Annotated in this window: 26 protein-coding genes; 9 read left to right on the top strand and 17 right to left on the bottom strand. The window is 68.6% G+C overall.

Features of this window, described 5'->3' with window-relative positions; genetic code table 11:
* Positions 1 to 11: 11 nt before the first annotated feature.
* The 3 genes from ACOZ4O_RS11625 to ACOZ4O_RS11615 are packed head-to-tail and all read right to left on the bottom strand — an operon-like array spanning position 12 to position 2,913.
* Positions 12 to 932 (bottom strand): metal-dependent hydrolase, encoded by a 921-nt coding sequence (locus ACOZ4O_RS11625; RefSeq protein WP_424525472.1) that lies wholly within the window; start codon positions 930 to 932, stop codon positions 12 to 14.
* A gap of 55 nt (positions 933 to 987) precedes the next feature.
* Entirely contained in the window at positions 988 to 2,268 is a 1,281-nt protein-coding gene (gene hisD / locus ACOZ4O_RS11620) for a histidinol dehydrogenase (RefSeq protein WP_424525471.1), read from the bottom strand.
* A gap of 39 nt (positions 2,269 to 2,307) precedes the next feature.
* Positions 2,308 to 2,913: a class I SAM-dependent methyltransferase gene (locus ACOZ4O_RS11615; protein WP_424525470.1), complete on the bottom strand. Its 606-nt coding sequence runs from the start codon at positions 2,911 to 2,913 to the stop codon at positions 2,308 to 2,310.
* Between the two features lie 106 nt (positions 2,914 to 3,019).
* On the opposite strand from ACOZ4O_RS11615, the gene ACOZ4O_RS11610 reads away from it, so the two are divergent.
* Positions 3,020 to 4,207, top strand: coding sequence for a hypothetical protein (locus tag ACOZ4O_RS11610; RefSeq protein ID WP_424525469.1), 1,188 nt, complete (start codon positions 3,020 to 3,022; stop codon positions 4,205 to 4,207).
* Positions 4,208 to 4,263: 56 nt separating this feature from the next.
* Here the strand turns inward: ACOZ4O_RS11610 and ACOZ4O_RS11605 are convergent, their stop codons facing one another.
* Both ACOZ4O_RS11605 and ACOZ4O_RS11600 read right to left on the bottom strand, forming a co-directional pair.
* Positions 4,264 to 5,349, bottom strand: a complete 1,086-nt coding sequence (locus ACOZ4O_RS11605; RefSeq protein ID WP_424525468.1) for a phosphotransferase family protein — start codon at positions 5,347 to 5,349, stop codon at positions 4,264 to 4,266.
* 421 nt (positions 5,350 to 5,770) lie between these two features.
* Positions 5,771 to 5,998, bottom strand: a complete 228-nt coding sequence (locus tag ACOZ4O_RS11600) for a hypothetical protein (RefSeq protein WP_227261948.1) — start codon at positions 5,996 to 5,998, stop codon at positions 5,771 to 5,773.
* 106 nt (positions 5,999 to 6,104) lie between these two features.
* Between ACOZ4O_RS11600 and ACOZ4O_RS11595 the strand changes: the two genes are divergently transcribed.
* Entirely contained in the window at positions 6,105 to 7,064 is a 960-nt protein-coding gene (locus tag ACOZ4O_RS11595) for a D-2-hydroxyacid dehydrogenase (protein WP_424525467.1), read from the top strand.
* Positions 7,065 to 7,080: 16 nt separating this feature from the next.
* On the opposite strand, the gene asd is transcribed toward ACOZ4O_RS11595, so the two are convergent.
* Genes asd through cofD form a run of 6 tightly spaced genes read right to left on the bottom strand, consistent with a single transcriptional unit; the run spans position 7,081 to position 11,518 of the window.
* Positions 7,081 to 8,112, bottom strand: a complete 1,032-nt coding sequence (gene asd, locus ACOZ4O_RS11590) for an aspartate-semialdehyde dehydrogenase (protein ID WP_424525466.1) — start codon at positions 8,110 to 8,112, stop codon at positions 7,081 to 7,083.
* Between the two features lie 50 nt (positions 8,113 to 8,162).
* Positions 8,163 to 8,342, bottom strand: a complete 180-nt coding sequence (locus ACOZ4O_RS11585) for a 30S ribosomal protein S17e (RefSeq protein ID WP_145848469.1) — start codon at positions 8,340 to 8,342, stop codon at positions 8,163 to 8,165.
* Positions 8,343 to 8,366: 24 nt separating this feature from the next.
* Positions 8,367 to 8,966, bottom strand: a complete 600-nt coding sequence (locus tag ACOZ4O_RS11580) for a DUF447 domain-containing protein (protein ID WP_424525465.1) — start codon at positions 8,964 to 8,966, stop codon at positions 8,367 to 8,369.
* Positions 8,963 to 9,799, bottom strand: a complete 837-nt coding sequence (locus tag ACOZ4O_RS11575) for a triphosphoribosyl-dephospho-CoA synthase (protein ID WP_424525464.1) — start codon at positions 9,797 to 9,799, stop codon at positions 8,963 to 8,965. The genes ACOZ4O_RS11580 and ACOZ4O_RS11575 overlap by 4 nt, the downstream gene beginning before the upstream one ends.
* Positions 9,792 to 10,529, bottom strand: a complete 738-nt coding sequence (locus ACOZ4O_RS11570) for a tRNA-dihydrouridine synthase (RefSeq protein ID WP_424525463.1) — start codon at positions 10,527 to 10,529, stop codon at positions 9,792 to 9,794. Before ACOZ4O_RS11570 ends, ACOZ4O_RS11575 begins: the two co-directional genes overlap by 8 nt.
* On the bottom strand, positions 10,529 to 11,518 hold the full coding sequence (gene cofD, locus ACOZ4O_RS11565) for a 2-phospho-L-lactate transferase (protein ID WP_424525462.1): 990 nt from the start codon (positions 11,516 to 11,518) through the stop codon (positions 10,529 to 10,531). The genes ACOZ4O_RS11570 and cofD overlap by 1 nt, the downstream gene beginning before the upstream one ends.
* Before the next feature lie 90 nt (positions 11,519 to 11,608).
* Between cofD and ACOZ4O_RS11560 the strand changes: the two genes are divergently transcribed.
* Genes ACOZ4O_RS11560 through ACOZ4O_RS11550 form a run of 3 tightly spaced genes read left to right on the top strand, consistent with a single transcriptional unit; the run spans position 11,609 to position 14,370 of the window.
* Complete coding sequence (locus ACOZ4O_RS11560; protein WP_424525461.1) at positions 11,609 to 12,856, top strand: HD domain-containing protein; 1,248 nt, start codon at positions 11,609 to 11,611, stop codon at positions 12,854 to 12,856.
* A gap of 24 nt (positions 12,857 to 12,880) precedes the next feature.
* On the top strand, positions 12,881 to 13,903 hold the full coding sequence (locus ACOZ4O_RS11555; protein WP_424525460.1) for an amidohydrolase family protein: 1,023 nt from the start codon (positions 12,881 to 12,883) through the stop codon (positions 13,901 to 13,903).
* Positions 13,904 to 13,929: 26 nt separating this feature from the next.
* Positions 13,930 to 14,370 (top strand): universal stress protein, encoded by a 441-nt coding sequence (locus ACOZ4O_RS11550; RefSeq protein ID WP_424525459.1) that lies wholly within the window; start codon positions 13,930 to 13,932, stop codon positions 14,368 to 14,370.
* Here ACOZ4O_RS11550 and ACOZ4O_RS11545 read toward each other — a convergent pair.
* Positions 14,367 to 15,371, bottom strand: a complete 1,005-nt coding sequence (locus ACOZ4O_RS11545) for a biotin--[acetyl-CoA-carboxylase] ligase (protein ID WP_424525458.1) — start codon at positions 15,369 to 15,371, stop codon at positions 14,367 to 14,369. The two genes, ACOZ4O_RS11550 and ACOZ4O_RS11545, sit on opposite strands and share 4 nt — an antisense overlap.
* Before the next feature lie 211 nt (positions 15,372 to 15,582).
* A complete protein-coding gene (locus tag ACOZ4O_RS11540) occupies positions 15,583 to 17,421 on the bottom strand; it encodes an acetyl-CoA carboxylase biotin carboxylase subunit (RefSeq protein WP_424525457.1) in 1,839 nt (612 codons plus the stop codon).
* Positions 17,422 to 17,523: 102 nt separating this feature from the next.
* On the opposite strand from ACOZ4O_RS11540, the gene ACOZ4O_RS11535 reads away from it, so the two are divergent.
* Positions 17,524 to 18,915, top strand: a complete 1,392-nt coding sequence (locus tag ACOZ4O_RS11535; protein WP_424525456.1) for an NCS2 family permease — start codon at positions 17,524 to 17,526, stop codon at positions 18,913 to 18,915.
* Positions 18,916 to 18,939: 24 nt separating this feature from the next.
* Positions 18,940 to 19,104: a hypothetical protein gene (locus ACOZ4O_RS11530; RefSeq protein WP_424525455.1), complete on the top strand. Its 165-nt coding sequence runs from the start codon at positions 18,940 to 18,942 to the stop codon at positions 19,102 to 19,104.
* Here the strand turns inward: ACOZ4O_RS11530 and ACOZ4O_RS11525 are convergent.
* From ACOZ4O_RS11525 to ACOZ4O_RS11510, 4 genes are all read right to left on the bottom strand, one after another.
* The gene (locus tag ACOZ4O_RS11525; RefSeq protein ID WP_424525454.1) at positions 19,101 to 19,367 is read right to left on the bottom strand and encodes an acc operon protein; all 267 of its coding nucleotides are present in this window, start codon (positions 19,365 to 19,367) and stop codon (positions 19,101 to 19,103) included. The two genes, ACOZ4O_RS11530 and ACOZ4O_RS11525, sit on opposite strands and share 4 nt — an antisense overlap.
* Positions 19,348 to 20,892 (bottom strand): acyl-CoA carboxylase subunit beta, encoded by a 1,545-nt coding sequence (locus ACOZ4O_RS11520; protein ID WP_424526172.1) that lies wholly within the window; start codon positions 20,890 to 20,892, stop codon positions 19,348 to 19,350. Before ACOZ4O_RS11520 ends, ACOZ4O_RS11525 begins: the two co-directional genes overlap by 20 nt.
* A 93-nt stretch (positions 20,893 to 20,985) precedes the next feature.
* The gene (locus ACOZ4O_RS11515; RefSeq protein ID WP_424525453.1) at positions 20,986 to 22,329 is read right to left on the bottom strand and encodes a sodium-dependent transporter; all 1,344 of its coding nucleotides are present in this window, start codon (positions 22,327 to 22,329) and stop codon (positions 20,986 to 20,988) included.
* A gap of 96 nt (positions 22,330 to 22,425) precedes the next feature.
* Positions 22,426 to 23,382, bottom strand: a complete 957-nt coding sequence (locus tag ACOZ4O_RS11510; protein WP_424525452.1) for an NADPH:quinone reductase — start codon at positions 23,380 to 23,382, stop codon at positions 22,426 to 22,428.
* A gap of 108 nt (positions 23,383 to 23,490) precedes the next feature.
* Between ACOZ4O_RS11510 and sucC the strand changes: the two genes are divergently transcribed.
* Together sucC and sucD are read left to right on the top strand one after the other, a co-directional pair.
* Positions 23,491 to 24,633 carry an ADP-forming succinate--CoA ligase subunit beta gene (sucC, locus tag ACOZ4O_RS11505; protein ID WP_424525451.1) on the top strand — a complete coding sequence of 381 codons (1,143 nt, stop codon included), beginning with the start codon at positions 23,491 to 23,493 and terminating at the stop codon, positions 24,631 to 24,633.
* Positions 24,630 to 25,499, top strand: coding sequence for a succinate--CoA ligase subunit alpha (gene sucD, locus ACOZ4O_RS11500; RefSeq protein WP_424525450.1), 870 nt, complete (start codon positions 24,630 to 24,632; stop codon positions 25,497 to 25,499). The genes sucC and sucD overlap by 4 nt, the downstream gene beginning before the upstream one ends.
* Positions 25,500 to 25,523 lie beyond the last annotated feature (24 nt).

The raw sequence follows: 25,523 nt of genomic DNA, 5'->3' as shown, positions 1-25,523 counted from the left end.
ACTTTGGGGGGCTACGCCGCGACGTACGCGATCGCGTACGCGAGTCCGGCGACGGTGACGGCGGCGAGACCGGTGACGGCCGCAGTCGGGAGCGGTGGGAGGCGGCGTTTCCAGTCCGGGACGACGCCGACGAACCCGACCGCGAGCACGCTGAACACGAACTGGTAGGACGTGTCGAGGGTCGGCGGCGCGATGACGAACGCGGCGAGCGCGTACGCCGCACCTCCCGCGGCGCGGACGTTCAGGTGTCGCCACGGCGAGCGCTCGGTGAGGTGGAGGTAGGTGAGGACGCCGAGCCAGATGGCGGCGAGTTCGACGCCGAACGCGCCGAGCAGGTGGAGCGTCGGGTCGCTCGCGAGCGCGACCCGGCCGTCGAATACGACGCCGGAGAGCGGGTAGAGGAACTGCGGGGCCTCGCCCGTGAACAGGTCGCCGAACGGGTGCGTGACGAGGCCGGCGAGGGCGACCGCCGCGACCTCCCGAGAGCGAAGATTGAGCCGACGGGTGGCGAGCACGGCGACGGCCGCACCTGCGACGACGTACACGCTCATGACGAACGCGCCGAGCGCGCCGCTGGAGACCGCGGCGACGCCGACCAGCGCGAGCAGGACTGGAACGGCGAGCCACCGGTTCCGGGAGTCGTGCGCGGCGAGCGCGAACCCGAGCGCGGCGGGGACGGCGACGACGAGCGAGTGCGTCATCGCGCGGTGAACCACGGTGGACGCGCCCCAGAACGCGTTCGCGGCGGCGAACGCGCCCGCGGAGTCGAGTCCCATGAGGCCGGCGGGCGCGTACACCATGTCCACGTCGGGGACGGCGGCGAACGCGGCCGCGGCGATGCCGAGCGCGAGCGCCTCCGGTCGCGAGCGGCCGAGTCGGAGGGCCGCGAGGGCGACCAGCGCGAACGCGAGCGTCTCGTGGCCGGCGAACATGACTAGGGAAAGCAGGTTCGAGAATATAAGTTCGCCGTCCGTACTGGTCGTCGGACTACTCGTCGCGGAAGCGGGCGTCGACGCTGGCGGCGTGGCCCTCCAGTCCCTCGGCGTTCGCGAGCGTCGTCACGGTGTCCCGGATGTCGCCGAGGGAGTCGCGGTCGAGTCGCTGGACGGTGGTCGCGCGGAGGAACGTGTCCACGCTCAGGCCGCCGGTGACCTTCGCCCGGCCGTTCGTCGGGAGGACGTGGTTCGTGCCGGTGGCGTAGTCGCCGGCCGCGACGGGCGTGTACGGTCCGAGGAAGACACTGCCCGCGTTCGAGATGCGGTCGAGGATGCCCTCGTCGTCGGCGGCCTGAATTGAGAGGTGTTCGGCGGCGTACTCCTCCGCGAACAGCACGGCCTCGCTCTGCGAGCGCGCGACGAATACGCCACTCGCGTCACTTGAGAGGCAGTCCTCGATGATGTCCGCGCGTTCGCGCTCCGCGAGACGCGCGTCTATCTCCTCGCAGACGGCGTCCGCGGTGTCCTCGTCGTCGGTCACGACCACGACGGACGCGTTCGGGTCGTGTTCGGCCTGCGCGAGCGCGTCTGCCGCGACGAACGCGGGGTCGGCGGTGTCGTCCGCCAATACCAGGACCTCGCTCGGCCCCGCGAGGAAGTCGATTTCGACCTCGCCGCGGACTTCGGCCTTCGCCGCGGTCACCCACTTGTTTCCGGGGCCGACCACCAGCTGGACGGAGTTGACGGTCTCGGTGCCGTACGCGAGCGCGCCGACGGCCTGCGCGCCGCCGACGGCGTACACGGTGTCCGCGCCCGCCGCGTGAATCGCCGCGAGCGTCACCGGGTTCATCTCGTCCGCGGGCGGCGTCGCAACCGCGACCTGCGACACGCCCGCGACCTTCGCCGGGACGACGCCCATGATGGCCGAGGACGGGTAGGCGGCCGCGCCGCCGGGGACGTAGACGCCGGCGCGTTCGATGGGGCGGAACCGCCGGCCGAGTTCGCGGCCGTCGAACTCCTCGCGCCAGTCCTCGGGGAGTTGGGCCTCGTGGAACTCGCGGACGTTCGCCACGGCGTCGTCGATGGCGCGCCGGGTGTCCTCGTCGAGGTTGTCGTACGCGCGTTCGGCCTCGTCGGTCACGTCCAGATTCCCCACGTCGGTGTCGTCGAACTCGCGCGCGAACTCGCGGAGCGCCGCGTCGCCCTCCGCGCGAACCCGCGAGAGGATGTCGCGAACGTCCCCGCGAACCGCCTCCACGCCCGCGTCGCGTTCGAAGAGCGCGCGGCGTCGCTCGGGACCGAGGTCCGCGACGCGCTCAGGGTCGAGAGTCATACCCGAATCGAGGGCCGCGAGACGTGAAAACCGTTCGCCTCACCGCCGGCGCAGCACCGCGAACACCGCGGGCGTCGCGCCCCACCGGCGCTCGAACGCCGTTTCCTCGCTGTAGGCGAGTTCCCAGCGGTCGCTCGGGAAGCGCTCGCGTAACTCGGGGACGCTCACGCCGTACACGTCTCGGTCGTTCTCCCGTCGGTCGCCGAGCACGCAGTAGAGGCCGCCGGATTCGAGGATGGCGGTGAGTTCGCGGACGAACGCGTCGCGCTCGGCGTCACCGAGCACGTGGAACATCGCGGAGTCGAGCACGCTCCCGAACCGGAGGCCGGCGTCCGCGAACGCCGACAGTCGGAGCGCGTCCCACACGAGGAAGTGCGCCGGGACGCGCCGCCACCGCGCTTTCTCGCGCGCCTGCGTCACCGCCAGTTCGGAGAGGTCGACGCCGAGCACGTCGTAGCCGTGGCGCGCCGCGAACAGCGCGAGCTCGCCCGTCCCACACCCTACATCGAGAATCGGCCCGTCGAGCACGCCCGCCTCCACCAGCCGAACGAACGGCCGCTGCGGCCGCCCGATGTCCCAGTTCGGCACGCCCGCGTACGCCGCGTCGTACACCCGGCCCAGCGGCCGCTCACTCCCCGCGCTCACCGCGACCACCAACCGTTCATACAGGCCGTTCGACGGACGGCACCGTAGCCGTTCCGACGGCCGCTACCCACTGGACTTTTTTATCGGCACTCCCCACGTGCATAGTATGAGGTCTCCGACACGACGCGCAGTCCTCGTCGGCTGCGTCGCCCTCCTGCTCGTCACCGCCGGCTGTAGCAGCGGGACGCCCACCACCGTCACCGAGACGACCACACCGACGACCAGCGCCGCCACGGGGGCAACGACCAGCACGACTGGCACGCCCACGACGACGGCCGGGACGTGGTCGCCGAACGTCAGCGCGGAACAGTACCCGCCGGGGGTCGCGGCGAACGGCACGCTCGTGAACGTCTCCAGCCTCCTCGACGCATACGTCGCCGCGACGGCGAACGAGTCGATGGTGCTCACGCAGCGGTGGACGAACCCGAACGAGACCGTCGTCCGAAGCTACGCGCACGGCGCGGACCGGACGCCGTACTACAGTACGTTCGAGCGCACCGCTGACGGCCAGCGCGTCACCGAGGCGTTCTACGGGACGGACGCGCGGGAGTACTCCCGAGTCACCGCGAACGGCGAGACGTACTACGGCGTCGTGCAGAACTCCATCACCAATACTCGTGCGTGGACGAACGACGATATATTCGGCCCGCGGTTCGCGCTCTATCAGGCGCTTGCCGCGGGGAACTACAGCGTGAACGGCACCGTCGAGCGCGACAGTCGGACGTTCGTCCGGCTCAGCGCCGACGACGTTTCACTCGCTCAGCGTCATCTGTACGACTCCTACGAGGGAACGGCGCTCGTCACGCCCGACGGCGTCGTCCACGACATCGACGCCGTGACGACCGCGGACTCCGACGGCACGGAGATACGTACCGAGAACTCGATAACGCTCGACGCCGACGCGGAGTGGACCGGACCGCCGTCGTGGGTCGCGGAGGTTCCGCACCTCTCGCTGTCGATAGTCGAGGACGGCAACGCGGTCGCACTCCGGAATACCGGCGGCACGGCGCTCCCGGCGAACACGACGCTCCACGTCAGCGCGTCGACCGAACCCGTCTGGGGACCCAATCCCCCCGCGCGCGCCGGGGACGTAGCGGGCACCGTCACCACGAACGCGCGCCTCGAACCCGGCGACACCGTCTACGTGACCGCGAACCAGAACGGGTCGACCTTCGCGCTCCACGACGAACCCGCGCGCGGCGACTACACGTTCGGGTTCGCCGGCGTTTCCGGGACGGAACGGAACGTCACCTATCGACTGGTGGCGGGCATCGAGAACGCCACGGACGACTGAGAAGCACTACCGCTATCGAGTGAGATGCCCCCGAAACACTCCGAGCAGGCTCGTCTCTACTCCGCCAAGTGTTGGTTCACGACGCTTCGGTGCTCCGCTGCGCGTTCGTTTCGTTCCTCCGGAGACGCATCCTGATACCAGAGCGGGAGACACCCCATCGCGCCCAACCGACAGACGAGTCGATACACGTCGATTCGTTCGCGTACCGACTCGGTAAACTCCCAATCGGTTCTCGCGTCCGCGTAGGCAGTACGGAACGTCTCGCGGAGCCGACTGGTACGCCGGGGACCGTCTGCGACCGGGTTTAGGAGGTAGAACTCCGTCTGTCCGAGATTGTACGCTGGCTCGGCCGAGGAGAGGTTCGCCCAGTCAAGAACGGCACGTGTTTCGCCCGTGTCCGGATCGATCAGCAGATTTCCGGTCCGGTAATCCCAGTGGCAATACGTCGGCTCCTCGGGTTCTGATAAGTCCGGAACACGCTCCCGGACGTGCTCCCGTAACTCCGGCACGAGATCGGCGAAGCGTTCCGGGTCGTCTGCGAGGTCCGGGTAGAAGCCCCCGGCAGTGAGAGTGTCGAGTGTCTCCATGCAGTCAGCCAAAACTGCGTCGTGGAAATCGTCGTGGCGAGGGTAGTCGTCCGTGTCGAGGACACACAACTCGCCGTCTTGCACGCCGATTTTGCCAGGCGCGGGCAGCGGTCCGAGTTCGTGGAGTTCCGCGAGATTCTCGCCAGCTTCTCGAAGCAGCGTCTCACGGGCGGTACGTGGGAGCTCCTCCAAGCGGTTCTCGTAGTTCGCTCCCTCGACGTAGTCCATCACGTAGAACGGAGCGGGATAGTGCCTGTGGTCGTCACAGTACCCGAACACCGCCGGGACGGGAATGGTTGTTTCGCGGTGGACGAGTTCGAGTAGCCGTGGCTCGGAGCGCGCAATAATCGGGTCGACAAAGTCAGCGGTCGTCGCCTTCAGCACGACAGACTGCGGCTCCGGCGTTCGAACCTCGAGGATAGCAACGAGGTCAGTCCCGTAGGGACTCCGTTCGATCGAGGTGACCTGCCAATCGGGCTTGAGTTCCGCGACCATCTCGCGCACCATCGAATCAGAGACGTCAGCATCACCTGACTCGGGTGCTTCTTCAGCCATAGCAGCAATTGCTTTCAGTCGTATCAAAAGTATGCCGATAAATACACACACGTACTCAGTTCCGGGTGCGCTGTACACCAGTCTTCTATTCGAACGAGTCGGGAGCCGGTACGGATGGGAGAGGCGTTGCTCCCGGAATTTTGAGATGGCGCCCGCGACACTAACGGCCGGCGTCATCCCGAGGCGGCGTGCCGCGTCAGCCGGGAAACCCTCGTGGCGGGCGAGCGGTCGGACGCTACCCCGGAGCCGTACTCGCCGGCTCCGAAACCGTGGCTGCGTGACGCAGCCTCCGCGTTCAGTCGAGCAGGGCTCGACTTGTCGCACGCCGGGGTTCTCCAGTCGTCATCGCGCCCGTAGTGGGTGTGCTCGGGTGGGGACAAACGGCGCGCACGGGAGACTATGGCGGGCGCGGCTAAGAGGGCTACGCCTTCGCTTCTTCGAGGAGTGCGTACACCTGTTCGCGTGTCTCGCAGACGCCGCAGACGCACTCCGCGCGCCCGGCCTCCACGAGTTCGTCCATCGCGGTGGCGGCGTCCGCCTCCGAGATACGGGCTTCGTCCGCTATCTCGCTCGGGGAGAGGGGGCCGCGGTTCGCGAGCACCACGCGGGCGAGTTTCGCGTGACAGGACAGGCTCGCATCGTCGCTCATACTCCGAGGGTTGCCGATGCCCGCCAAAAACCCTTGGCAAACCGGCGAACGCGGACGCGACGCGGCGACGGAAACGGATTAGGCGGTCGCGGGCGGAGACGCGAACGTGACTGACCGACCCACGATTACGGTGTTGCGCGCGGACACCCACGGATTGTCCTCGCGCGAGTACGCGGACGCGCTCGACGAACGCCTCCCCGACCACGAGATTCGGTACGCGGCGACCCCGGAGGCCGAACGCGAGGACGTTTCGGACGCCGAGATAGTGACCGGAACGAGCATCGACACCGACCTCCTCGACGCCGCGAACGACATCGAGTTGTTCGCGTGCGCGTACGCCGGCTACAACCACCTCCCGATGGACGCGCTCCGCGAGCGCGGCGTCGCGGTGACGAACGGCGCGGGTATCCACGCCCCTGGTATCGCCGAACAGGTGCTCGGCTACCTGTTGACGTTCGCGCGGAACCTCCAGCAGGGGTTCAGGCAGTCCGAGCGCGGCGAGTGGCGTCACTACAAGGCCCACGGCGAACTCACCGATTCGACCGTCACCATCGTCGGATTGGGCGCTATCGGGACCGAGGTCGAACAGCGCCTGCGCGGGTTCGGCGCGCACACCATCGGCGTCCGGTACACGCCGGAGAAGGGCGGGCCGACGGACGAGGTCGTGGGGTTCGACCCCGCGGACGTGCACGACGCGTTCGCGCGCAGCGACTACGTGGTGCTCGCGTGCCCGCTCACCGAAACCACGGAAGGACTCGTGGACGCGGCGGCGTTCGAGACGCTCGAACCCGACGCCGTGCTCGTGAACGTCGCGCGCGGCGGCGTCGTGGAGACGGACGCGCTCGTAGACGCGTTGCGCGGCGAGAGCATTCGGGGGGCGGCGCTCGACGTGACCGACCCCGAACCGCTCCCGCCCGACCACGTGCTCTGGACGCTCGACAACTGCCTCATCACGCCGCACAACGCCGGCCACACCCCACGACACTGGACGCGGCTCGCGGACATCCTCGCGGAGAACGTCACTCGTCTCGAAGCGGGTGAAGAACTGAAGAACCGCGTGGACTGAACGAAACAGGAACGGACTACAGCCAGCCGTCGCGCTCGAGGAGTTCGCCGTTCAGGACGCTCGCGCCCGCGGCGCCGCGGATGGTGTTGTGCGCGAGCGTGTTGTACTGGATGCCGCTCTCCGTCTGCTGGATGCCGCCCGCCGCGACCGCCATGCCGCCGCCGAGCATGCGGTCGAGACGCGGCTGGGGGCGGTCGAGTTCCTCGAACACGTGAACCAAGGGGTCGGGCGCGCTCGGGAGGTCCTGGGTCTCCGCGGACGCGAACGCCTCCGCGACTTCCGCGACGCTGGGGTCGTCGTCGAGTTCCGCCCAGACGTTCTCCAGGTGGCCGTCCAGGGTGGGAACGCGATTGCACGAGGCAGAGACATCCACGTCGTGCCAGTCGACTTCCGCGCCCGTGAACTCCCCGAGGAGTTTCCGGGACTCGGACTCCATCTTGGACTCCTCGCCGCCGATGTGGGGGAGGACGTTGTCGAGGATTTCCATCGACGTGACGCCGGAGTAGCCCGCGCCCGACACCGCCTGCAGGGTGGCGACGTGAACCGTGTCGAGGCCGAAGGAGTCGAGCGCCTTGAGAGTGGGAACCATCGTGATCGTGGAGCAGTTCGGGTTCTTCACGAGCGCGCCGTCCCAGCCGCGCTCGTCGCGCTGGACCTCGATGAGGTCGAGGTGGTCCGCGTTCACTTCGGGGATGACGAGCGGCACGTCGTCCGCGGTGCGCTCGTTCGACGAGTTCGAGGACACCACGTAGCCCGCCTCACAGAAGTCGTGCTCGACGCGCTCCGCGACCGACGACGGGAGCGAGGAGAAGAGGAGGTCGACGTCGTCCGGAATCGCGTCCGGTTCGGTTTCGCGAACTTCGAGGTCCGCGACGTCCTCCGGAATCGGCGTGTCCACGCGCCACTTCGCCGCCTCCCGGTAGGTGTCGCCCGCGGACTGTGGACTCGCGGTAACGGTCGCCAACTCGAACTCGTCGTGCTCGGCGAGCAACTGGATGAATCGCTGTCCGACAGCACCAGTCGCTCCGAGTACGCCTACGTTTACCATACCCCCCTCTAGTCGGGAAGAACTTCAAAGCGCTTCGGTTGCGGGGAAAACTACTGTCGCTTGTGCGTGATGTAGCCCGCGATGCGGTTGCGGACTTCCTTCGACTCGATGTTCGTGAGTTCCACGACGGCGTCCTTGTTGTGCTCGAAGTCCTCGCGGCTGAACGCGTCGGGGTATCGCTCCATGAGGATGTTCCCCGTCTTCTTGACGTAGTCGGGCTTGATGGCCATATCGGGGGTTTGTTCCGCCGAGCGTTAAAAGGATTCGTTCTCGTACGCGCTGTACGACGCGACGAGCGCCATCGCCTCGCGCTCGCGGTCGCCGCCGCAGCGCTCGACGACGTCCGCGAAGTAGTCGAGTCGCTCCCGGAGCGTTTCCTCGTCGTAGGCGGGTACGTCGAGTCGGGACGCCGCCACCGTCGCCTCCACGACGGCGTAGTACCCGCGGTTCGTCGTCGGCACCGACTCGCGCACGACGCGGGCCTCCACCGGCGTCAGCGCCCACTCCACCCACTCCGTCCCGTCGGACTCGCCCGCGTCGACGCGTTCGACCGTCACGCGCGCCCAGGCGTCCGCCGCGTCCAACACGGGGTCGTCCGTCTCGTGAACCGAGAGCGCCGCCCGCACGAACAGGACGGGGTCGGTCGTGAACTGCACGTAGCCCTCGCCGCGGCGCTCGAAGTTCCCGCGCGTCCGCGTCCGCCCCCACGTCGTCGCCGTCGCGGGCGACTCGCCGTCCTCGCCGCTTCGCGGCGCACGGACGCCGAGGGCGGCGGCGTTCCACCGGTCGTTGGGTCCGCGCGTCGTCACCACCGTCTCGGTGACGCCCCGAAGGGCGGCGGGCCAGTCGGTCACACCGACACCCCGCGTTCGAGCGCGACGAACAGCGCGGCGCTCGTGATGTCCGCCGTCGTTCCGGGGTTGACGCCGCGCGCCACGAGGTCGTCCGCGAACGCCGCCACGTCCGCCCGCGGCGCGTCCAGAAGTTCACTCGCCCGTTCCGACACCTCGCGCGCGGTTTCGGGGCCGTGCTGGCCGGCGACCAGCGAGTCCGGTTCGTCCGCGAGCAGGAAGAGGAAGGCGTCCGCCGCGCGGTCAAGTATCAACCCGTCGCCGGACTCGATGTGGTCCGCGGCGGCGAACGTCCGCGGGAACCCCGAGGTCCACTCGACGGCGTTCCCGTCCGCGGGCGCGCTCTCCGCCATGACGTCGGAGAGCGTGAGACCACGAGATTCGAGTTCGGGGACGGCGTCGCTTCCGCGGCGTACGTCGAGGGCGTACGCGTCGTCGGGGAGGTCGGGGACGGCCACGTCGACGTGGTCGAACGCGCGGTAGAACCCGGCGGCGTCCGCGACCGTCGTGTGTTCGACGACGTTCGAAACCGATTCAGGCGTGAGGCCGCGCTCGGCGGCGGCGCGGACGAGCGGCGTGAGGAGGAGGAGACAGCCGAACTGGGTGTTCCCGCCGGACTGGTCGCTCATCCCCGCGACGGCGCGCTCGAACGCCTCGCCGACGGGCGCGCCGGATTCCGCGTCAGCGAGTCCGGGACGCGCGCCGACCGCGCCCGCGAGGAAGTGCTCGAATCGCAAGCCCGCGAGGTCGCGGTGTCGGTCGACGTTCCCGGGTTTCGGCGTGCCCGCGACTTCGAGGAGGAGCGCGAGTTCGGCGTTCGCGGCGGGGCTACGCATCGAACCACTCCGCGGTGGCGTCGCGGACGCGCGCGAGGACGCGAGGGTTGTCGCTCGGCCGACCGACCGACACCGCGTCCGCGCCGTAGTCGAGGTACTCGTGGACGGTCTCCCGGCCGCGCACGCCGTTGTTCGCGACGAGGAATCCGTCGAACGACTCGCGAACCTCCCGAATCACGGGCTCAGAGTCCATCGCGTCGACGTGCAGGCAGTCCGCGCCCGCCGAGTCGAGTCGGGCGGCGAGCGCCGGGAGGTCGACGCCGTCCACCTCGGCCCGTACCTTCACCGAAACCGTCGCGCCCGCGTCGCTCGCGGCCGCGACCTGCTCGGCCAAGCGTTCCCCGTCGCGGAGGAGGGACTCGCCCGCACCCGCGTCGCACATTTCGGATTGGCGGCAGTGCGCGTTCACCTCCAGCACGGCGTCCCGGCGAGCGCACTCGCGGGAGGCCGCGCGGAGCGGCGCGAGCGTCGTCGTCCGAACGTTGAACCCCGCGCGGATGTCGGCATCGGCGAGCGCGTCGAGTTCGCCGGCGAGGAAGTCGATGGGGTCGTCGGGGAGGAATTCGGTTCGGTCGCGGTCAGCGACCATCTCGCGCGCCGCCCGCTGGGTCGCGTCGTCCAGTGCGAGGCCGCCGAGGACGGCGAGGCCCGCGTAGTCGCTCGCGTCGCGCGCCCACGCCGCGTCCGCTTCGCCGCTCAGGCTCGCGAGGGCGACGCGTGGTTCGAACATCACGCCACCTCCAGCGCGTCCGCGACGGCCTCGGCGACCCGGTGCGCGTCGGCGTCATCGTTCATCCGCGTGTCCGTCCGCACCGTCGGGCGCGCGAGGTCCGTGCGGTCGTCGGTGTCGAGCACGAACGCGTCCGCGAAGTCGTAGGCGTCCGCGACGCCGCGCGTGCTCGCGTCGTACCCCTCGGCGTCCATGAGTTCGGCCGCCGGCCCGCTGAACACCTCGTCCTCCACGAACGGCGACACCGCCACCACCGTCGCCTCCCGGAGCGCTTCGCGCAGTCCGTCGAGCGCGAGCATCGGCCCGATGCTCGTAATCGGGTTCGACGGCCCGACGACCACCGGCCCCTCGCGTATCGCCGCGAGCGCCGCGTCGCCGGCCTCGGCGTCCGCCGCGCCGCGGAACTCCACGTGCTCCACCGTGGGTTCTGCGCGCTCCGCTACCCAGTACTCCTGGAAGTGGAGTTCGCGCTCGGGGGTGTGGACGATGCTCGCCACCGGGTCGTCGCTCATCGGCACCACGTCCTCCGGGACGTCGAACGCGTCCGCGAGCGTCCGCGTCACCTCCGTCAGGGTGTGCCCCTCGTCGAGGAGGCTGGTTCGAAAGACGTGCACCGCGCGGTCCCTGTCGCCGAGTTCCATGAACTCCCACGCGCCCGAGAACCGCCGCCACCGCGCGATGTCCCGGCCCGCCGTCTGTTTGTCCGGGGGAAGGTAGCGGGGTTCGGGGGCGATGTCCGCCTCGGTCGCGAGGCGTTTCAGTTCCTCGTGGGTCTCCGTCGTGTCGCCGGCGATGCCCCACCACGTCTCCCGGTCGAGCACGCCGCCGCCGTCGAACAGTACCGTGTCGATGTCCGGCGAAACGAGGACGCCGCCGAGCTCCACGTCGTCGCCCGTGTTCCCCACCACGGTGTGCGGGCCGTCGAACACCGAGCGCGCGCCGGCGAGGAGCTTCGGCGTCCCCGTACCGCCGGCGAGAAACGTCACCATACAGGAGCGTGCGGCCGCCGCGCGCTAAACGCTTGCGTCGCCGGCCGACCTGGCCGGTCGTTTTTACGTGATGCCGGCGAACCCCGGAGTATGCACACGGTGAAGGACAGCGTCCACGACCACATCGAGGTCGAGGGCGTCGCCGCCGCCCTCCTCGACACCCCGCAAGTCCAGCGGTTGCGCCGCATCAAGCAACTCGGCACGGTCTCCTTGGTCTATCCGTCCGCGAACCACACGCGCTTCGAACACAGCCTCGGCGTCTACCACCTCGCGTCACGAGCGCTCACCCATCTCGGCATCGACGGTCCGCGCGCCGAACGCGTGCGCGCCGCCGCCGTCCTCCACGACATCGGCCACGGACCGTACAGCCACAACGTCGAGGACCTCATCCACCGCCACACCGGCAAGTACCACGACGACGTGGCCGGCCTCGTCGAATCAGACCCAATCGCGGGCGTACTCGACGACTACGGTCTCGACCCCGAGCGCGTCACCGCGCTCGTCACCGGCGAGGACGAACTCGGCCAGCTCGTCGCCGGCGAACTCGACGTGGACCGCATGGACTACCTCGTTCGGGACGCGCATCATACGGGAGTGCCCTACGGCACCATCGACACCGGCCGATTGGTGCGCGAGTTGACGTTCATCGACGGCCGCCTCGTGCTGAAGGAGGGGAACGTCCAGACCGCGGAGTCACTCCTGCTCGCCCGCGCGCTGATGAACCCGACCGTCTACAGCCATCACGTCGCCCGCATCTCGAAGGCGATGTTGCGCCGCGCGAGCGAACGCCTCCTCGACGCCGGCGACGTGACCGGCGAGCGCCTGCGGCGGATGGACGACTACGAACTCCTCGTCCGCCTCCGCGAGCACGACGCCTCGCGCGCGCTCGCCGACCGACTCGCGGACCGCGACCTCTATAAACGCGCCGTCTGGGCCGAACTGGACGACGTGGCGGACGACGTGTTCGACCCCGAGGAGCCGCTGTTCGACCCCGACCACGACACCGTGCGCGCGTTCGAGGCCGACATCGCCGCCGACGCCGACGTCGACCCCGCGCACGTGATTCTCGACGTGCAGGGCCAGCCGTCGATGCGGGAGTCCACCACGGGCGTGCTCGTGAACGGCGACGTCCGGCGGCTGGACGAACAGTCCACGCTCGTACGCGCGCTCCAGATGGCGCAGCGCGAGCAGTGGCGACTCGGCGTGTACGCGCCCGACGACCTCATCGAACCCGTCGGCCGCGCCGCGGAGCGCGTGCTCGGCCTCGACATGGACGGCGCGCTCATCAGTGAAACCACCACGGGCGAGTACGCGAGCCTCGACGACTACAACGAATAAGGCGATGGCGGCCCGACAGCGAGTATGGAACTCGACGGAACCATCCTCGCCGGCCCGACGTTCGACGCAATCGAGGGCCGCGTCGTGGTGGAGGACGGCGAAATCGCGGCGGTCGAAGAGGCGGAGACGGACTCCGACGACATCGTTCTCCCGGCGTTCGTGAACGCGCACACCCACATCGGGGACTCCATCGCGAAGGAGGCGGGGCGCGGGTTGACACTCGAAGAACTGGTCGCCCCGCCGGACGGCCTCAAGCACCGATTGCTCCGGGAGGCGTCGCGCTCGGAATTGGTAGCGGCGATGGGGCGCTCGATGTCGTTCATGGAACGCACGGGCACCTCGGACTTTATCGAGTTCCGGGAGGGCGGCCGGCGCGGCGTCGAGATGCTCCGCGAGGCCGCGGAGGGCCGCGCGCTCCGGCCGTTCGTGATGGGGCGTGGTGACGCAGACGACGTGCTGCCGGTGGCGGACGGCTACGGCGCGACGGGCGCGAACGACGACCAGTTCGGCGCGGAGCGCGACGCCGCGCGCGACGCGGGGAAACCGTTCGCGATTCACGCCGGCGAGCGCGACGCCAGCGACATCCATCCCGCCATCGACCTCGACCCCGACCTCCTCGTCCACATGGTGCACGCCGACCCCGAACACCTCACGCGCGTCACCGACAACGACATCCCCATCGCGGTCTGTCCGCGCTCGAACCTCACGACGGGCGTCGGCCTCCCCGACATCGCCGAACTGAGCGACTTCACGACGGTCGCGCTCGGCACGGACAACGTCTTCCTCAACAGCCCCTCGATGTTCCGGGAGATGGAGTTCGCGGCGAAGCTCAGCGACTGCACCGCGCCCGAGATACTGGGCATGGCAACCCGGAACGGCGCGGAGATACTCGACCGCAACTACGGCACCGTCGAGGAGGGCCGGGAGGCGCGCCTGCTCGTGCTGGACGGCGATTCGGACAACCTCGCGGGCTACCAGGACGCGGTGCGCGCGGTCGTGCGGCGCGCCGGTGCGAGCGACGTGAAGCGCGTCCTCCTCAAGAGTTAAGCCGCGTGCGAGCCATTCACACGTAAATGGGGCTCTACGACCGGGTTCTCGTGCCGACCGACGGCTCCGCGGAGACGCGTCGCGCGGTCGAACACGCCGTCTCGCTCGCGGCGGAACACGACGCCACCCTCCACGCCGTCTACGTCGTCAACACCGCGACGTTCGCTTCGTTGGGAGCGGAGACGACCACGGAGGGCGTCTCGGACCTGCTCGCGGACGAGGGCGAGGACGCGCTCGACGCCGTCGCCGAGGTCGCCAGCGAGGCGGGCGTCCCGGTCGAACGCGTGCTTCTCAACGGCACGCCGAGCCGCGAAATCGTCCGGTACGCCGAGGACAACGACATCGACCTCATCGTGATGGGAACGCACGGCCGCGGCGGCATCGACCGCCTCCTCCTCGGGAGCGTCGCGGAGAAGGTCGTGCGCTCCAGTCAGGTTCCCGTTCTCACCGTCCGCGTCGCGGACTAAACCGGCCGCAGGTGCTCGCAGTCGCCCGCGTGCACCACGCGGCGCTCCTCGCCCGTGTCGACGACGAGCGCGCCCGTCTCGGTCACGTCCACCGCGCGTCCGACTAAGTCCCCGTCCGGAAGGTGGACGCGGACGCGCCGCCCGAGCGTGCTCGTGCGCTCGCGCCACGCCGGCAGCACGCCGTCGAAGTCATCTCGGAGTTCGTCGAAGCGCTCCAGCACGCGCTGAACGAACACCCGGCGGTCGACCCGTCCCGCCTCTGAGCGGAGACTCGTCGCGCCCTCGTAGAGGTCCCCGGGGTCGACGTTCGCGTTCACGCCCACGCCCACCACCACCCACGACACCCGCCCCGACTCGCCCTCCATCTCCGTCAGAATCCCCGACAGCTTCCGCCCTCCAGAATCCTCCGACGTGCCCTCGTTCGCGTTGCTCACGAGACTGTCTCCGGACGACGCGTCCGGCGTGCCCTCGCTCGCGTTGCTCACGAGGACGTCGTTCGGCCACTTGATGGTCGCGTCCACGCCGTGTTCGCGCGCGGCGTCGGTGACGGCGACGGCCATCGCGAGCGTGAGGAGGGGGGCGCGGGCGGGCGGGATGTCGGGGCGGAGGACGGCGCTCAGCCAGATGCCGCCCGACGGCGACTCCCACGCGCGGTCGCGCCGACCACGCCCGCCCACTTGGCGGTCCGCGAGCACGACGACGTTCTCCCGGCCGTCGGTCGCGAGTTCTCGCGCTCGGTCGTTCGTGCTCCCCACGGTGTCGTGGTACTCCACGTCGAACGACGCGTCCAGCCCGAACGCGACGGCGTCCGCGCCGTACTCGGGTATCGCGGTGAGTTCGTAGCCGTCCTCGGTGCTCTCGACGCCGAACCCCTCGTCGCGGAGCGCCTCGACGTGCTTCCAGACGGCCGCCCGGGAGACGCCGAGTCGGTCGGCGAGCGTCGGACCCGTCACGGGGCCGTCCGCGAGCGCCGCGAGGACGGCCTGCCGGGTGTCAGTCATACCGGAAGCTAGGGCTGGGCGCGGTAAGAAGCCCGCGTTAGGCGACGTCGTTCCCGCGCTCACCGCGTCCGCGATTATTTTGTAGAGGATTCTGATCGACCCCGCGTAGACGATAGCGCCGCCGAGGAGCACGAGCGCGCCGCCGAGGAACAGCATGCTCGTGTTCGGCTCGGCGGCGTACCCGCACGACCGAAAATAAAGGTTGGGTCGCTTACTCGATGACGACGAGCACGTCGCCCATGTCGACGGATTCGCCCTCCGACACGACGACCTGCGTGACCGTTCCGCCGCTGGACGCGACCACGTCGTTCTCCATCTTCATCGCCTCCAGCACGAGGAGGACGTCGCCGGGCGCGACCTCGTCGCCCTCCGCCACGTCGACGGAGAGGATGGTGCCCTGCATCTCGGCTTCGACGCGCTCGCCGTCGCCCTCCACGACCACTTCGTCGTCGCTCTCGTCCGCGCCCTCAGCGCGCTCGGGGCGCTGTCCGGTACTCCCGTCGCCGCCCGCGGAGACCTCGATAGGTGCCGCGCCGCGCTCCTCCAGGTCGACGTCGAAGCGCTTACCGTTGACCTCGACGGTGAACTCGCGCTCCACCACGTCCCCCTCGCCGGACTCGGAGGTAGTCTCCGTCCCCCACGTCTCCTGGGCATCGGCGACGGCGTCCTGGTCGAGTTCCTCGTCCAGGTACTTTGTCGTGTGCTCGCCCGCGACGAACGCGTCGTCCGTCAGCATCAGGCGGTGGAAGGGAATGATGGTCGGAATGCCCTCGATCTCGTACTCGGCGAGCGCGCGCTGCGAGCGCTCGATGCACTCCTCGCGAGTGTTCCCCCAGACCACGAGTTTCGCGATCATCGAGTCGTAGTCCGTCACGAGGTCGTCGCCCTGCCGGAGCGCGTCGTCCATCCGCACGCCGATGCCGCCGGGCGTGTCGTAGGTTTCGAGCGTCCCGCCGGTCGCGGGCGCGAACTCCTCGGCGGCGTTCTCGGCGTTGATGCGGAATTCCATCGCGTGCCCGTCGAGGTCGACGTCGTCCTGCGCGAAGTCGAGCTCCTCGCCGGCCGCGATTTTGAGCTGCCACTTCACGATGTCGATGCCCGTCAGTTCCTCCGTGACGGTGTGTTCGACCTGAATCCGCGTGTTGACTTCGAGGAAGTAGAAGTCGGCGTCCGCGTCGAGCACCTCGCCCGCGCCCTCCTCGCGGGTGTCCTCGACGAGGAACTCGAACGTCCCCGCGTTGTAGTAGTCCGCGGCGTCCGCGCCCCGGCGCGCCGCCTCGCCGATCTGCTCGCGGAGGTCGTCCGTCAGCGCCGGACTCGGCCCCTCCTCGATGACCTTCTGGTGGCGGCGCTGGAGGCTGCAGTCGCGCTCGCCGAGGTGGCGGACGTTCCCGTGGTGGTCCGCGACGATCTGGACCTCGATGTGACGGGGATTCTCCAGATAACGTTCGAGGTACACGGTGTCGTTGTCGAAGTACGCCTCGCCCTCGCGCTGCGCGGATTCGAGTTTGTCCGCGACCTCGTCCGGCCCGTGCACGACCTTCATCCCGCGACCGCCCCCGCCGCCCTCCGCCTTGATGGCGACCGGATAGCCGTGCTCCTCGCCGAACGCCTCGACTTCCTCAGGGTCCGTCACCGGGTCGGTCGTTCCGGGGACGATTGGGACGTCGGCGGCGGACATCGACTTGCGCGCCTGCGTCTTCTCGCCGAGGCGGCGCATCGAGTCGCTGCGCGGCCCGACCCACGTCACGCCCTCCGCGTCCTCGACCTTCCCCGCGAACTCCGCGTTCTCCGCCAGGAAGCCGTAGCCGGGGTGGATGGCGTCCGCGCCCGCCTGCTGGGCCGCGTCGATGACGGCCTCGTGGTCGAGGTAGGAGTCCGCCGCCCGCGCGGGCCCGATGTTGTACGCCTCGTCCGCGTACCGGACGTGGCCCGCGTGCTTGTCCGCCTCGCTGTACACGGCGACGGTGTCGATACCGAGTTCCTCGCACGCGCGCATCACTCGCACGGCGATTTCCCCGCGGTTCGCCACCAAAACCTTCTCGAACATAGATGGGGGTTCACTCACCGGCCTACTCATTGTGTCGGTTCAACGTGAGTCGAGACGGGAACCGATACCACTAACCGGCCCACCCCCACCAGTGGGTGAAGGATGACCGTACGCGCCTGGCTCACCGCCACGTTCGACCTCGACGACCACGACACCGACTTCAGAACGGAGATTCTCGCGGGACTGACGACGTTCCTGACGATGAGCTACATCGTCGTCGTCAACCCCGCGATACTCGCCGCGACGGAGGACAAACCCGGCATCGCGATTCCCGGATACACCGTGTCCGAAGTCCAGCAAATGCTCGCCGTCGTCACCATTCTCGCCTCCGCCGCGGCGATACTCGTGATGGCGTTCTACGCGAACCGACCGTTCGCCCTCGCACCGGGCCTCGGCCTGAACGCCTTCTTCGCGTACACGGTCATCGGCGTGATGGGAATCCCCTGGCAGACCGCGCTCGCCGCCATCGTCACCGAGGGCGTCCTCTTCATCGTCCTCACCGCCGTCGGCGCACGCGAATACGTCGTGAAGCTCTTCCCCCAGCCGGTGAAGTTCGCCATCGCGAGCGCGCTCGGGCTCTTCCTCGCCATTATCGGCCTTGAGGGAATGGGCGTCATCGTCAGCCACCCCGACACCATCGTCACGCTCGGAAACATCGCCCAGAACCCGGTCACCGTGCTCGCCGTGCTCGGCCTGTTCGCCACGCTCGCCCTCCACACGCGGGACGTGCGCGGCGCGATAATCCTCGGCGTGCTCACGACCACCGCCGTCGGCTGGGCCGTCGCGTCGCTCGGCATCGCCCCACAGCTCGCCCCATCCGTCCCCGAGCCCCAGTACGACATCACGCCGCTCGCCGGCGCGTTCGTCGAGGGCTTCCAGCACGTCGAGGCGTTCGGGTTCGCGCTCGTCGTGTTCACGTTCTTCTTCATCGACTTCTTCGAGACCGCCGGCACCCTCACCGGCGTCAGTCAGGTCGGCGGCTTCCTCGACGAGGACGGCAACCTCCCCGAGATGGAAAAACCCCTGATGGCAGACGCGATCGGCACGACCGTCGGCGGCATGCTCGGCACGTCCACCGTCACCGCCTACATCGAATCCGCCACCGGCGTCGAAGCCGGCGGCCGGACGGGCCTGACCGCGCTCGTCGTCGGCCTCCTGTTCCTGCTCGCGCTCGCGTTCGTCCCGCTCGCCGCCGCCGTCCCCCTCTACGCGAGCCACATCGCGCTCGTCGTCGTCGCCATCATCATGCTCGGGAACGTCAGCGAGGTCGACTGGGACGACCCGACGCACGCCGTGCCCGCCGGCCTCACCATCATCGTGATGCCGTTCACGTACAGCATCGCGTACGGCATCGCCGCCGGCATCGTCTCCTATCCCCTCATGAAAGCCGCCGCGGGCGAGTACGACGAGGTCAGCCTGGGCCAGTGGCTGCTCGGTGCCGCCTTCGTCTTCTACTTCGCCGTCCGCACCAGCGGCGTTCTCGCCACAATCTAAGACCCCGGAACTCGAAGGACGGGTATGCTCGATTCGACGGGAATCTTCGTCTCCGCGGTCGCGTTCAGCGCGCTCGCGTGGGCGGCGCTGATACCGACGCCCGCGCTCGCTGCGTACCCGCTCGCCGCCGCCACCGCCGGCGCGCTCGTCGTGTTCGCCGCCGGCGCGGCGAGCGGCCGATACCGCTAGAAGCGCTCCGTTCGTCCCGCCGCACTCCACGCGTCAGTCGGCGCGCCGTCCGGCACCCGGACTTCGCGGGACTGGAGGTTGGCCACGCGACCAGCGAACCCCCAGCGCTCGCCGTCCCACGACGGTTCGTCGGTCTCGGCGGCGGCCGCTGCGGCCGCGGCTTCCCGGTCGCGGAGGTGCGCGCTCACCGCCGCCGCGATGGCCGCGGCCTCGTCCTCGCTCGCGTCGTCCGGGAGCGAGACGTTATAGCGGGATGTTTCCATGTTTCTTCTCGGGCTGGTCCACCCGCTTGCCTTCGAGCATTTCGAGGTCGTCGATGAGCCGCGGCCGCGTTTCCTGCGGTTCGATGACGTCGTCGAGGTAGCCGCGGTCGGCAGCAGTGTACGGGTTCGCGAACTTCTCGCGGTACTCGTCGATAAGTTCCTCGCGCTTCGCGTCGGGGTCGTCGGCCTCCGCGAGCTCCTCGCGGTAGAGGACGTTCACCGCGCCCTTCGGCCCCATCACGGCGATTTCGGCCGACGGCCACGCGTAGTTCACGTCCGCGCCGATGTGCTTCGACGCCATCACGTCGTACGCGCCGCCGTACGCCTTCCGCGTGATGACCGTCATCAGAGGGACGGACGCCTCGCTGAACGCGTAGAGGAGTTTCGCGCCGTGGCGAATGATTCCGTTGTGTTCCTGGTCGGTGCCGGGCAGGAACCCGGGCACGTCCACGAACGTGAGTATGGGGATGTTGAAGGAGTCGCAGAACCGCACGAACCGACTGCCCTTCTCGGACGCCTCGATGTCGAGCGTCCCCGCGTTCACTCGGGGCTGGTTCGCGACGATGGCGACGCTCCGGCCGTCCAGTCGCGCGAACCCGACGACGAGGTTCTTCGCGAAGTTCTCCTGCACCTCGAAGAACGATCCCTCGTCCACCACGGAGTCGACGACGTTCGTCACGTCGTACGGCTTCCGGGGCTGGTCGGGGACGATGCTCTCCAGTTCCTCGTCGCGGCGCTCGGGGTCGTCCCAGGGTTCGACGCGCGGCGGGTTCTCGACGTTGTTCTGCGGGAGATAGGAGAGGAGGCGGCGGATGTTGTCGAGCGCGTCCTCCTCGGAGTCCTCGGCGAAGTGCGCGACGCCCGACGTGCTGGAGTGCGTGGTCGCGCCGCCGAGTTCCTCGAACCCGACTTCCTCGCCAGTGACGGTCTCGATGACGTCGGGGCCGGTGATGAACATGTGACTGGTGTCCTTCACCATGAACACGAAGTCCGTGATGGCGGGCGAGTAGACCGCGCCGCCAGCGCACGGCCCCATGATGGCCGAAATCTGGGGGATGACGCCGGACGCCTGCTGGTTCCGGTGGAAGATGTCCGCGTACCCGGCGAGCGCGTCAACGCCCTCTTGGATGCGTGCGCCGGCGGAGTCGTTCAGGCCGATGACGGGCGCGCCGACCTCCATCGCCTTGTCCATCACCTTCGTCACCTTCTCCGCGAACACCTCGCCGAGACTCCCGCCGAACACGGTGAAGTCGTGCGCGAACACGAACACCTTCCGCCCGTTGACCTCGCCGTATCCCGTCACGACGCCGTCTCCGGGAATCTGGTCTTCCTCCATCCCGAAGTTGTGGCTGCGGTGGGTTCGGAGTTGGTCGAACTCCTGGAAGGTGTCGTCGTCGAGGAAGTAGTCGATTCGTTCGCGCGCCGTCATCTTCCCCTTCTCGTGCTGGGACTCGATGCGGTCCTCGCCGCCGCCCTTCGCGGCCTCGGCCTTCTTCTCGCGGAGCTCCTCGATGCGGTCGTCCATCGTCATCGACTCGAACACCCTGTCATTACGCGAGCCAACGACCAGCAGTCAAAAAGGCGTTCCGACCTTGCCATACCGTCCCACTACCTGCGGTCAGCCGAGGAAGACCGCGGATTCGAGGACACCCCCCACCACGAGGAGTTCCTGAACGCCGAGGACGAGCGTCAGGAGGATACCGGCCGGGATGACGATTCGAACGAACCACAGCCAGACCGTGTTGAACGTCGCGCTCACGCCCGACCCCTGCGTGAGTTCGTCCACCGCGCCGGACGGATAGACCCAGCCGATGAACAGCGCGAGCAGGAGGACGGCAGCAGGGAGGAACAGGTCGTACGCGAGGAGGTTGAACCACATGAGGTAATCGGAGTAGAGCGCGGACGGAACCCCAAGTAGGAAGACGAGCGCTCCGACGCCGACCGCGACGGTAGGTCGACTGTAGGACGTGTTCTCAACCGCGAACGACGTGACGACTTCGAGGAGGCTGATGGCGCTCGACAGCGCGGCGAGCAGGAGGACGAAGAAGAACACGACGCCGACGAGTTCGCCGGATGGAATCTGCCCGAACGCGCCGCCGAGCGTCTTGAACGCCGTTCCCGAGCCACCCGAGCCAGGTTCGATGCCGAGATTGAACAGGATTGGGAAGACGACGAATCCCGCGAGCAGTCCGACGAGCGTGTTGAAGATGACGATGATACCGCCGTCGCGGGGAAGGCTGTCGTCGCGGCCGAGGTAGGAGGAGTACGCGATCATCGCACCCATCCCGAGTGAGAGCGTGAAGAACGCCTGTCCGACCGCCGAGGGGAGGATGGACGCGATATTGTTGACGATGACGTCGACGTCCGGCGAGAGGTAGTACTCGTAGCCCGCGCCCGCGTTCGCGAGCGTCGACGCCCAGACGCCGAGGCCGAGCAGGAGGACGACGATGCTCGGGACCATCACCTTCGCGGAGCGCTCGATGCCGTCCTCGACACCGAACGCGACGATACCGATGACGAGCAGCATGAACACCGCGTGCAACGCGACCGCTTCGGGACCGGTCGCGACGGCGTTGAAGTACCCGGTCGCGTCACCGAAGTACGCGCCGGTGACGCTTCCGCCGAGGTAGCGCAGCACCCAGCCGCCGATAACGCTGTAGAAGGAGAGAATCCAGAACGCGGTGAACGTCCCGACGATGCCCGCGACGGCCCACGCGCCGTGGCCGAGTTCGCGGAAGGCGTCTATCGGGTTCCGCCGGCTCCGTCGGCCGACGACGAACTCCATGAGTATCGCGGGGAAGCCGATGAGGAAGACGACGGCGAGGTAGACGACGAGGAACGCCGCGCCGCCGTTCTGTCCGGCTTGGAACGGGAATCCCCAGATGTTTCCGAGACCGACTGCGCTACCGACCGCCGCGAGGATGAACCCGAGACGGCTCTCCCAGGTCTCTCGTTCTGCCATAGTGTATCACGACAATCGACCACCCGGATACTTAAGCGCATAGAAGGACGCCCAGGAAACCGCTCGTGCGAGCCCGATTACTTCCGGATCAGACACTTACGGCGTGATGACGAGCTTCCCGAACACGGAGTCGTTCAGCACGGCGTCCTGCGCGGCCCCGGCCTCGTCGAGGTCGTACGTCCGCGACACCTCGGGCGCGAGGAGGCCCGCCGACAGCAGGCGCGCGAGCCGACCGAGAACCGCCGAGATGTCGGGCGTGTTGAACATGCTCATCAGCGACACCGTGAGCTCCGCGCGGCGCGCCGCCGTGATGTCGGAGAACCCCGCGGCGGCCGTGGTGTTCCCGATGCCGACGAGCCGCGCGCCCTGCGCGGCGACCGCCGCGTCGAAGTCGAGGTACTCGTCCAGCCGGTGGTCGAGAATCACGTCCGGCCGCCCCGCCTCCACGACCGCGTCCGCGAGGTCGTCGCGCTCGTAATCGAGCACGACGTCCGCGCCCAGATTGGGGAGCGAGCGGCCGTACTCCTCGTTCGCGGTCGCGAGCACGGTCGCGCCCGCGGCGTCCGCTATCTGGACCGCGACGTGTCCGACGCCGCCGCTCCCGCCGTGAATCAGGCACGTCTCCGCCGGGTCGAGGTTCGCGTGGTCGACGAGCGCGCGCCACGCCGTCACGCCCACCAACGCGACCGCCGCGCCCTCCGCGTACGACACGCCGTCCGGGAGCCGCGCGAGCTGGTCGGGTCGCGCGACCGCGTACTCCGCGTACGTCCCCTGCTGGGTGCGCCCCAGACCGGTTCCGAACACGCGGTCGCCCTCGCTGAACGCCGTGACGTTCGCGCCGACGGACTCGACGACGCCCGCGAGGTCGGCGCCCGGCGTCATCGGGAACGCCGGCGGCTCCCGGTTCCCCCGGCGGCTGTACGTGTCAACGGGGTTCACGCCCGCGGCGGCCACCTGCACCAGTACCTCGTCCGGCCCGGGCGTCGGCGTCGGCACGTCCTCGACGCGAAGCACGTCCGAGCCCCCTGTTTCGTGGAATTTGACTGCGCGCATACGCCGACTCGTCGCCGCGAACCCCGATAAGTGTTCGTCGTTCCCGGAGTGGTACGCTTGCACAAATGGACGGCTTTAAGCGACGGCCGACGGGAGTAACGAACGCACATGAGGCTTCACGAATATCAGGCGAAGGACGTATTCGCCGACGCCGGTATCCCGACGCCCGGCTCGGAGGTCGCGTCCACCGTCGACGACGTCGTCTCCATCGCGGAGCGACTCGGGTATCCTGTCGCGGTGAAGGCGCAGGTTCACGTCGGCGGACGGGGGAAAGCCGGCGGTATCAAGCTCGCCGAGGACAGCGACGAAGCCCGTGAGGCTGCCGAGGACATCCTCGGAATGGACCTCAAGGGCTACACCGTCGAGAAGGTCCTCGTCGAGGAAGCGGTCGACTTCACGAACGAACTCTACGTCGGCGTGACGATGGACCGCGGCGAGGGCAAGCCCGTCGCGATGGTGTCCACCAAGGGCGGCGTCAACATCGAGGAGGTCGCCGAGGAGGACCCCGACGCTATCGCCCGCGAACACATCGACCCCGCGTTCGGCATGCATCCCTATCAGGCGCGGAAGGTCGTCTACGACGCCGGCGTCGACAAGGCCGTCGCGCGTGACGTGGCGAGCATCCTGACGACGCTCTACGACCTCTGGGCGTCCAAGGACGCCGCGGACGCCGAAATCAACCCGCTGATGGTCACGAGCGACGACGAAGTCGTCGCCGCGGACGCCGTCCTCAACATCGACGAGGACGCGCTGTTCCGTCACCCCGACCTCGCGGAGATGGAAGACGAAGCGGCAGGCGACGAACTCGAAGCGAAGGCGAACGAGTACGGCTTCGACTACGTCCGCCTCGACGGCAACGTCGGCATCATCGGGAACGGCGCCGGTCTCGTCATGACCACGCTCGACCTCGTCGACCACTACGGCGGGAAGCCCGCGAACTTCCTCGACATCGGCGGCGGCGCGAAAGCCGAGCGCGTCGCGAACGCCCTCGACATGGTGTTCAGCGACGAGAACGTCGACTCCGTCGTGTTCAACATCTTCGGTGGTATCACGCGCGGTGACGAAGTCGCGAAGGGCATCAACGAAGCCCTCGAACAGTTCGACGAGATTCCGAAACGCGTCGTCGTCCGGCTCGCCGGCACGAACGCCGCGGAAGGCCGCGAAATCCTGAACGACGAGCTCGTCACCGTCGAAGAAACCCTCGAAGGCGCCGTGCAGCGCGCCGTCGAATACGCGGAGGAAGACCAATGAGTATCCTAGTTGACGAAGACACCCGCGTCGTGGTACAGGGTATCACGGGCGGCGAAGGCAAGTTCCACACCGAACAGATGCTCGAATACGGGACGAACGTCGTCGCCGGCACCTCGCCCGGCAAGGGCGGCCAGGAAGTCGCCGGCGTCCCCGTCTACGACACGGTCGACGAAGCCGTCGAAGCGGAGGACGCCGACGCGTCCGTCGTGTTCGTCCCGCCGGCGTTCGCCGCTGACGCCATCTTCGAGGCGCTCGACACGAGCCTCGACCTCGTCGTCGCCATCACGGAAGGCATCCCGACGCAGGACATGGCGAAAGTGAACAAGCGCCTGCAGGAAGTCGACACCCGCCTCCAGGGCCCGAACTGCCCCGGCATCATCACGCCCGGCGAGTCGAAGCTCGGCATCCTTCCCGGCAACATCTTCGAGTCCGGGAACGTCGGCCTCGTCTCCCGCTCCGGCACCCTCACCTATCAGGTCGTCGACACGCTCACGTCCCGGGGTATCGGCCAGACCACCGCCATCGGCATCGGCGGCGACCCCATCATCGGCACGGACTTCATCGACGCCCTCGAAGCGTTCGAGAACGACCCCGACACGGACGCGGTCGTCATGTGCGGCGAAATCGGCGGCGAGGACGAGGAAGAGGCCGCCGCCTACATCGCCGAGAACATGGACACGCCCGTCGCCGGGTTCATCGCCGGCCGCACCGCACCCCCCGGAAAGCGCATGGGGCACGCCGGTGCAATCGTCTCCGGCAGCGGCACCGGTACCGCCGAATCGAAGATCAACGCCCTCAACGACGCTGGCGTCCCCGTCGGCGACACCCCCGCGGAAGTCGTCGACCACATCGAAGACCTGCTCTAGCAACCCCTAAACGGTCGCCGGAGG

It is taken from the genome of Salarchaeum japonicum, assembly GCF_049705945.1.
GTDB lineage: Archaea > Halobacteriota > Halobacteria > Halobacteriales > Halobacteriaceae > Salarchaeum > Salarchaeum japonicum_A.
This window is presented reverse-complemented; position numbering and strand designations above follow the sequence as displayed.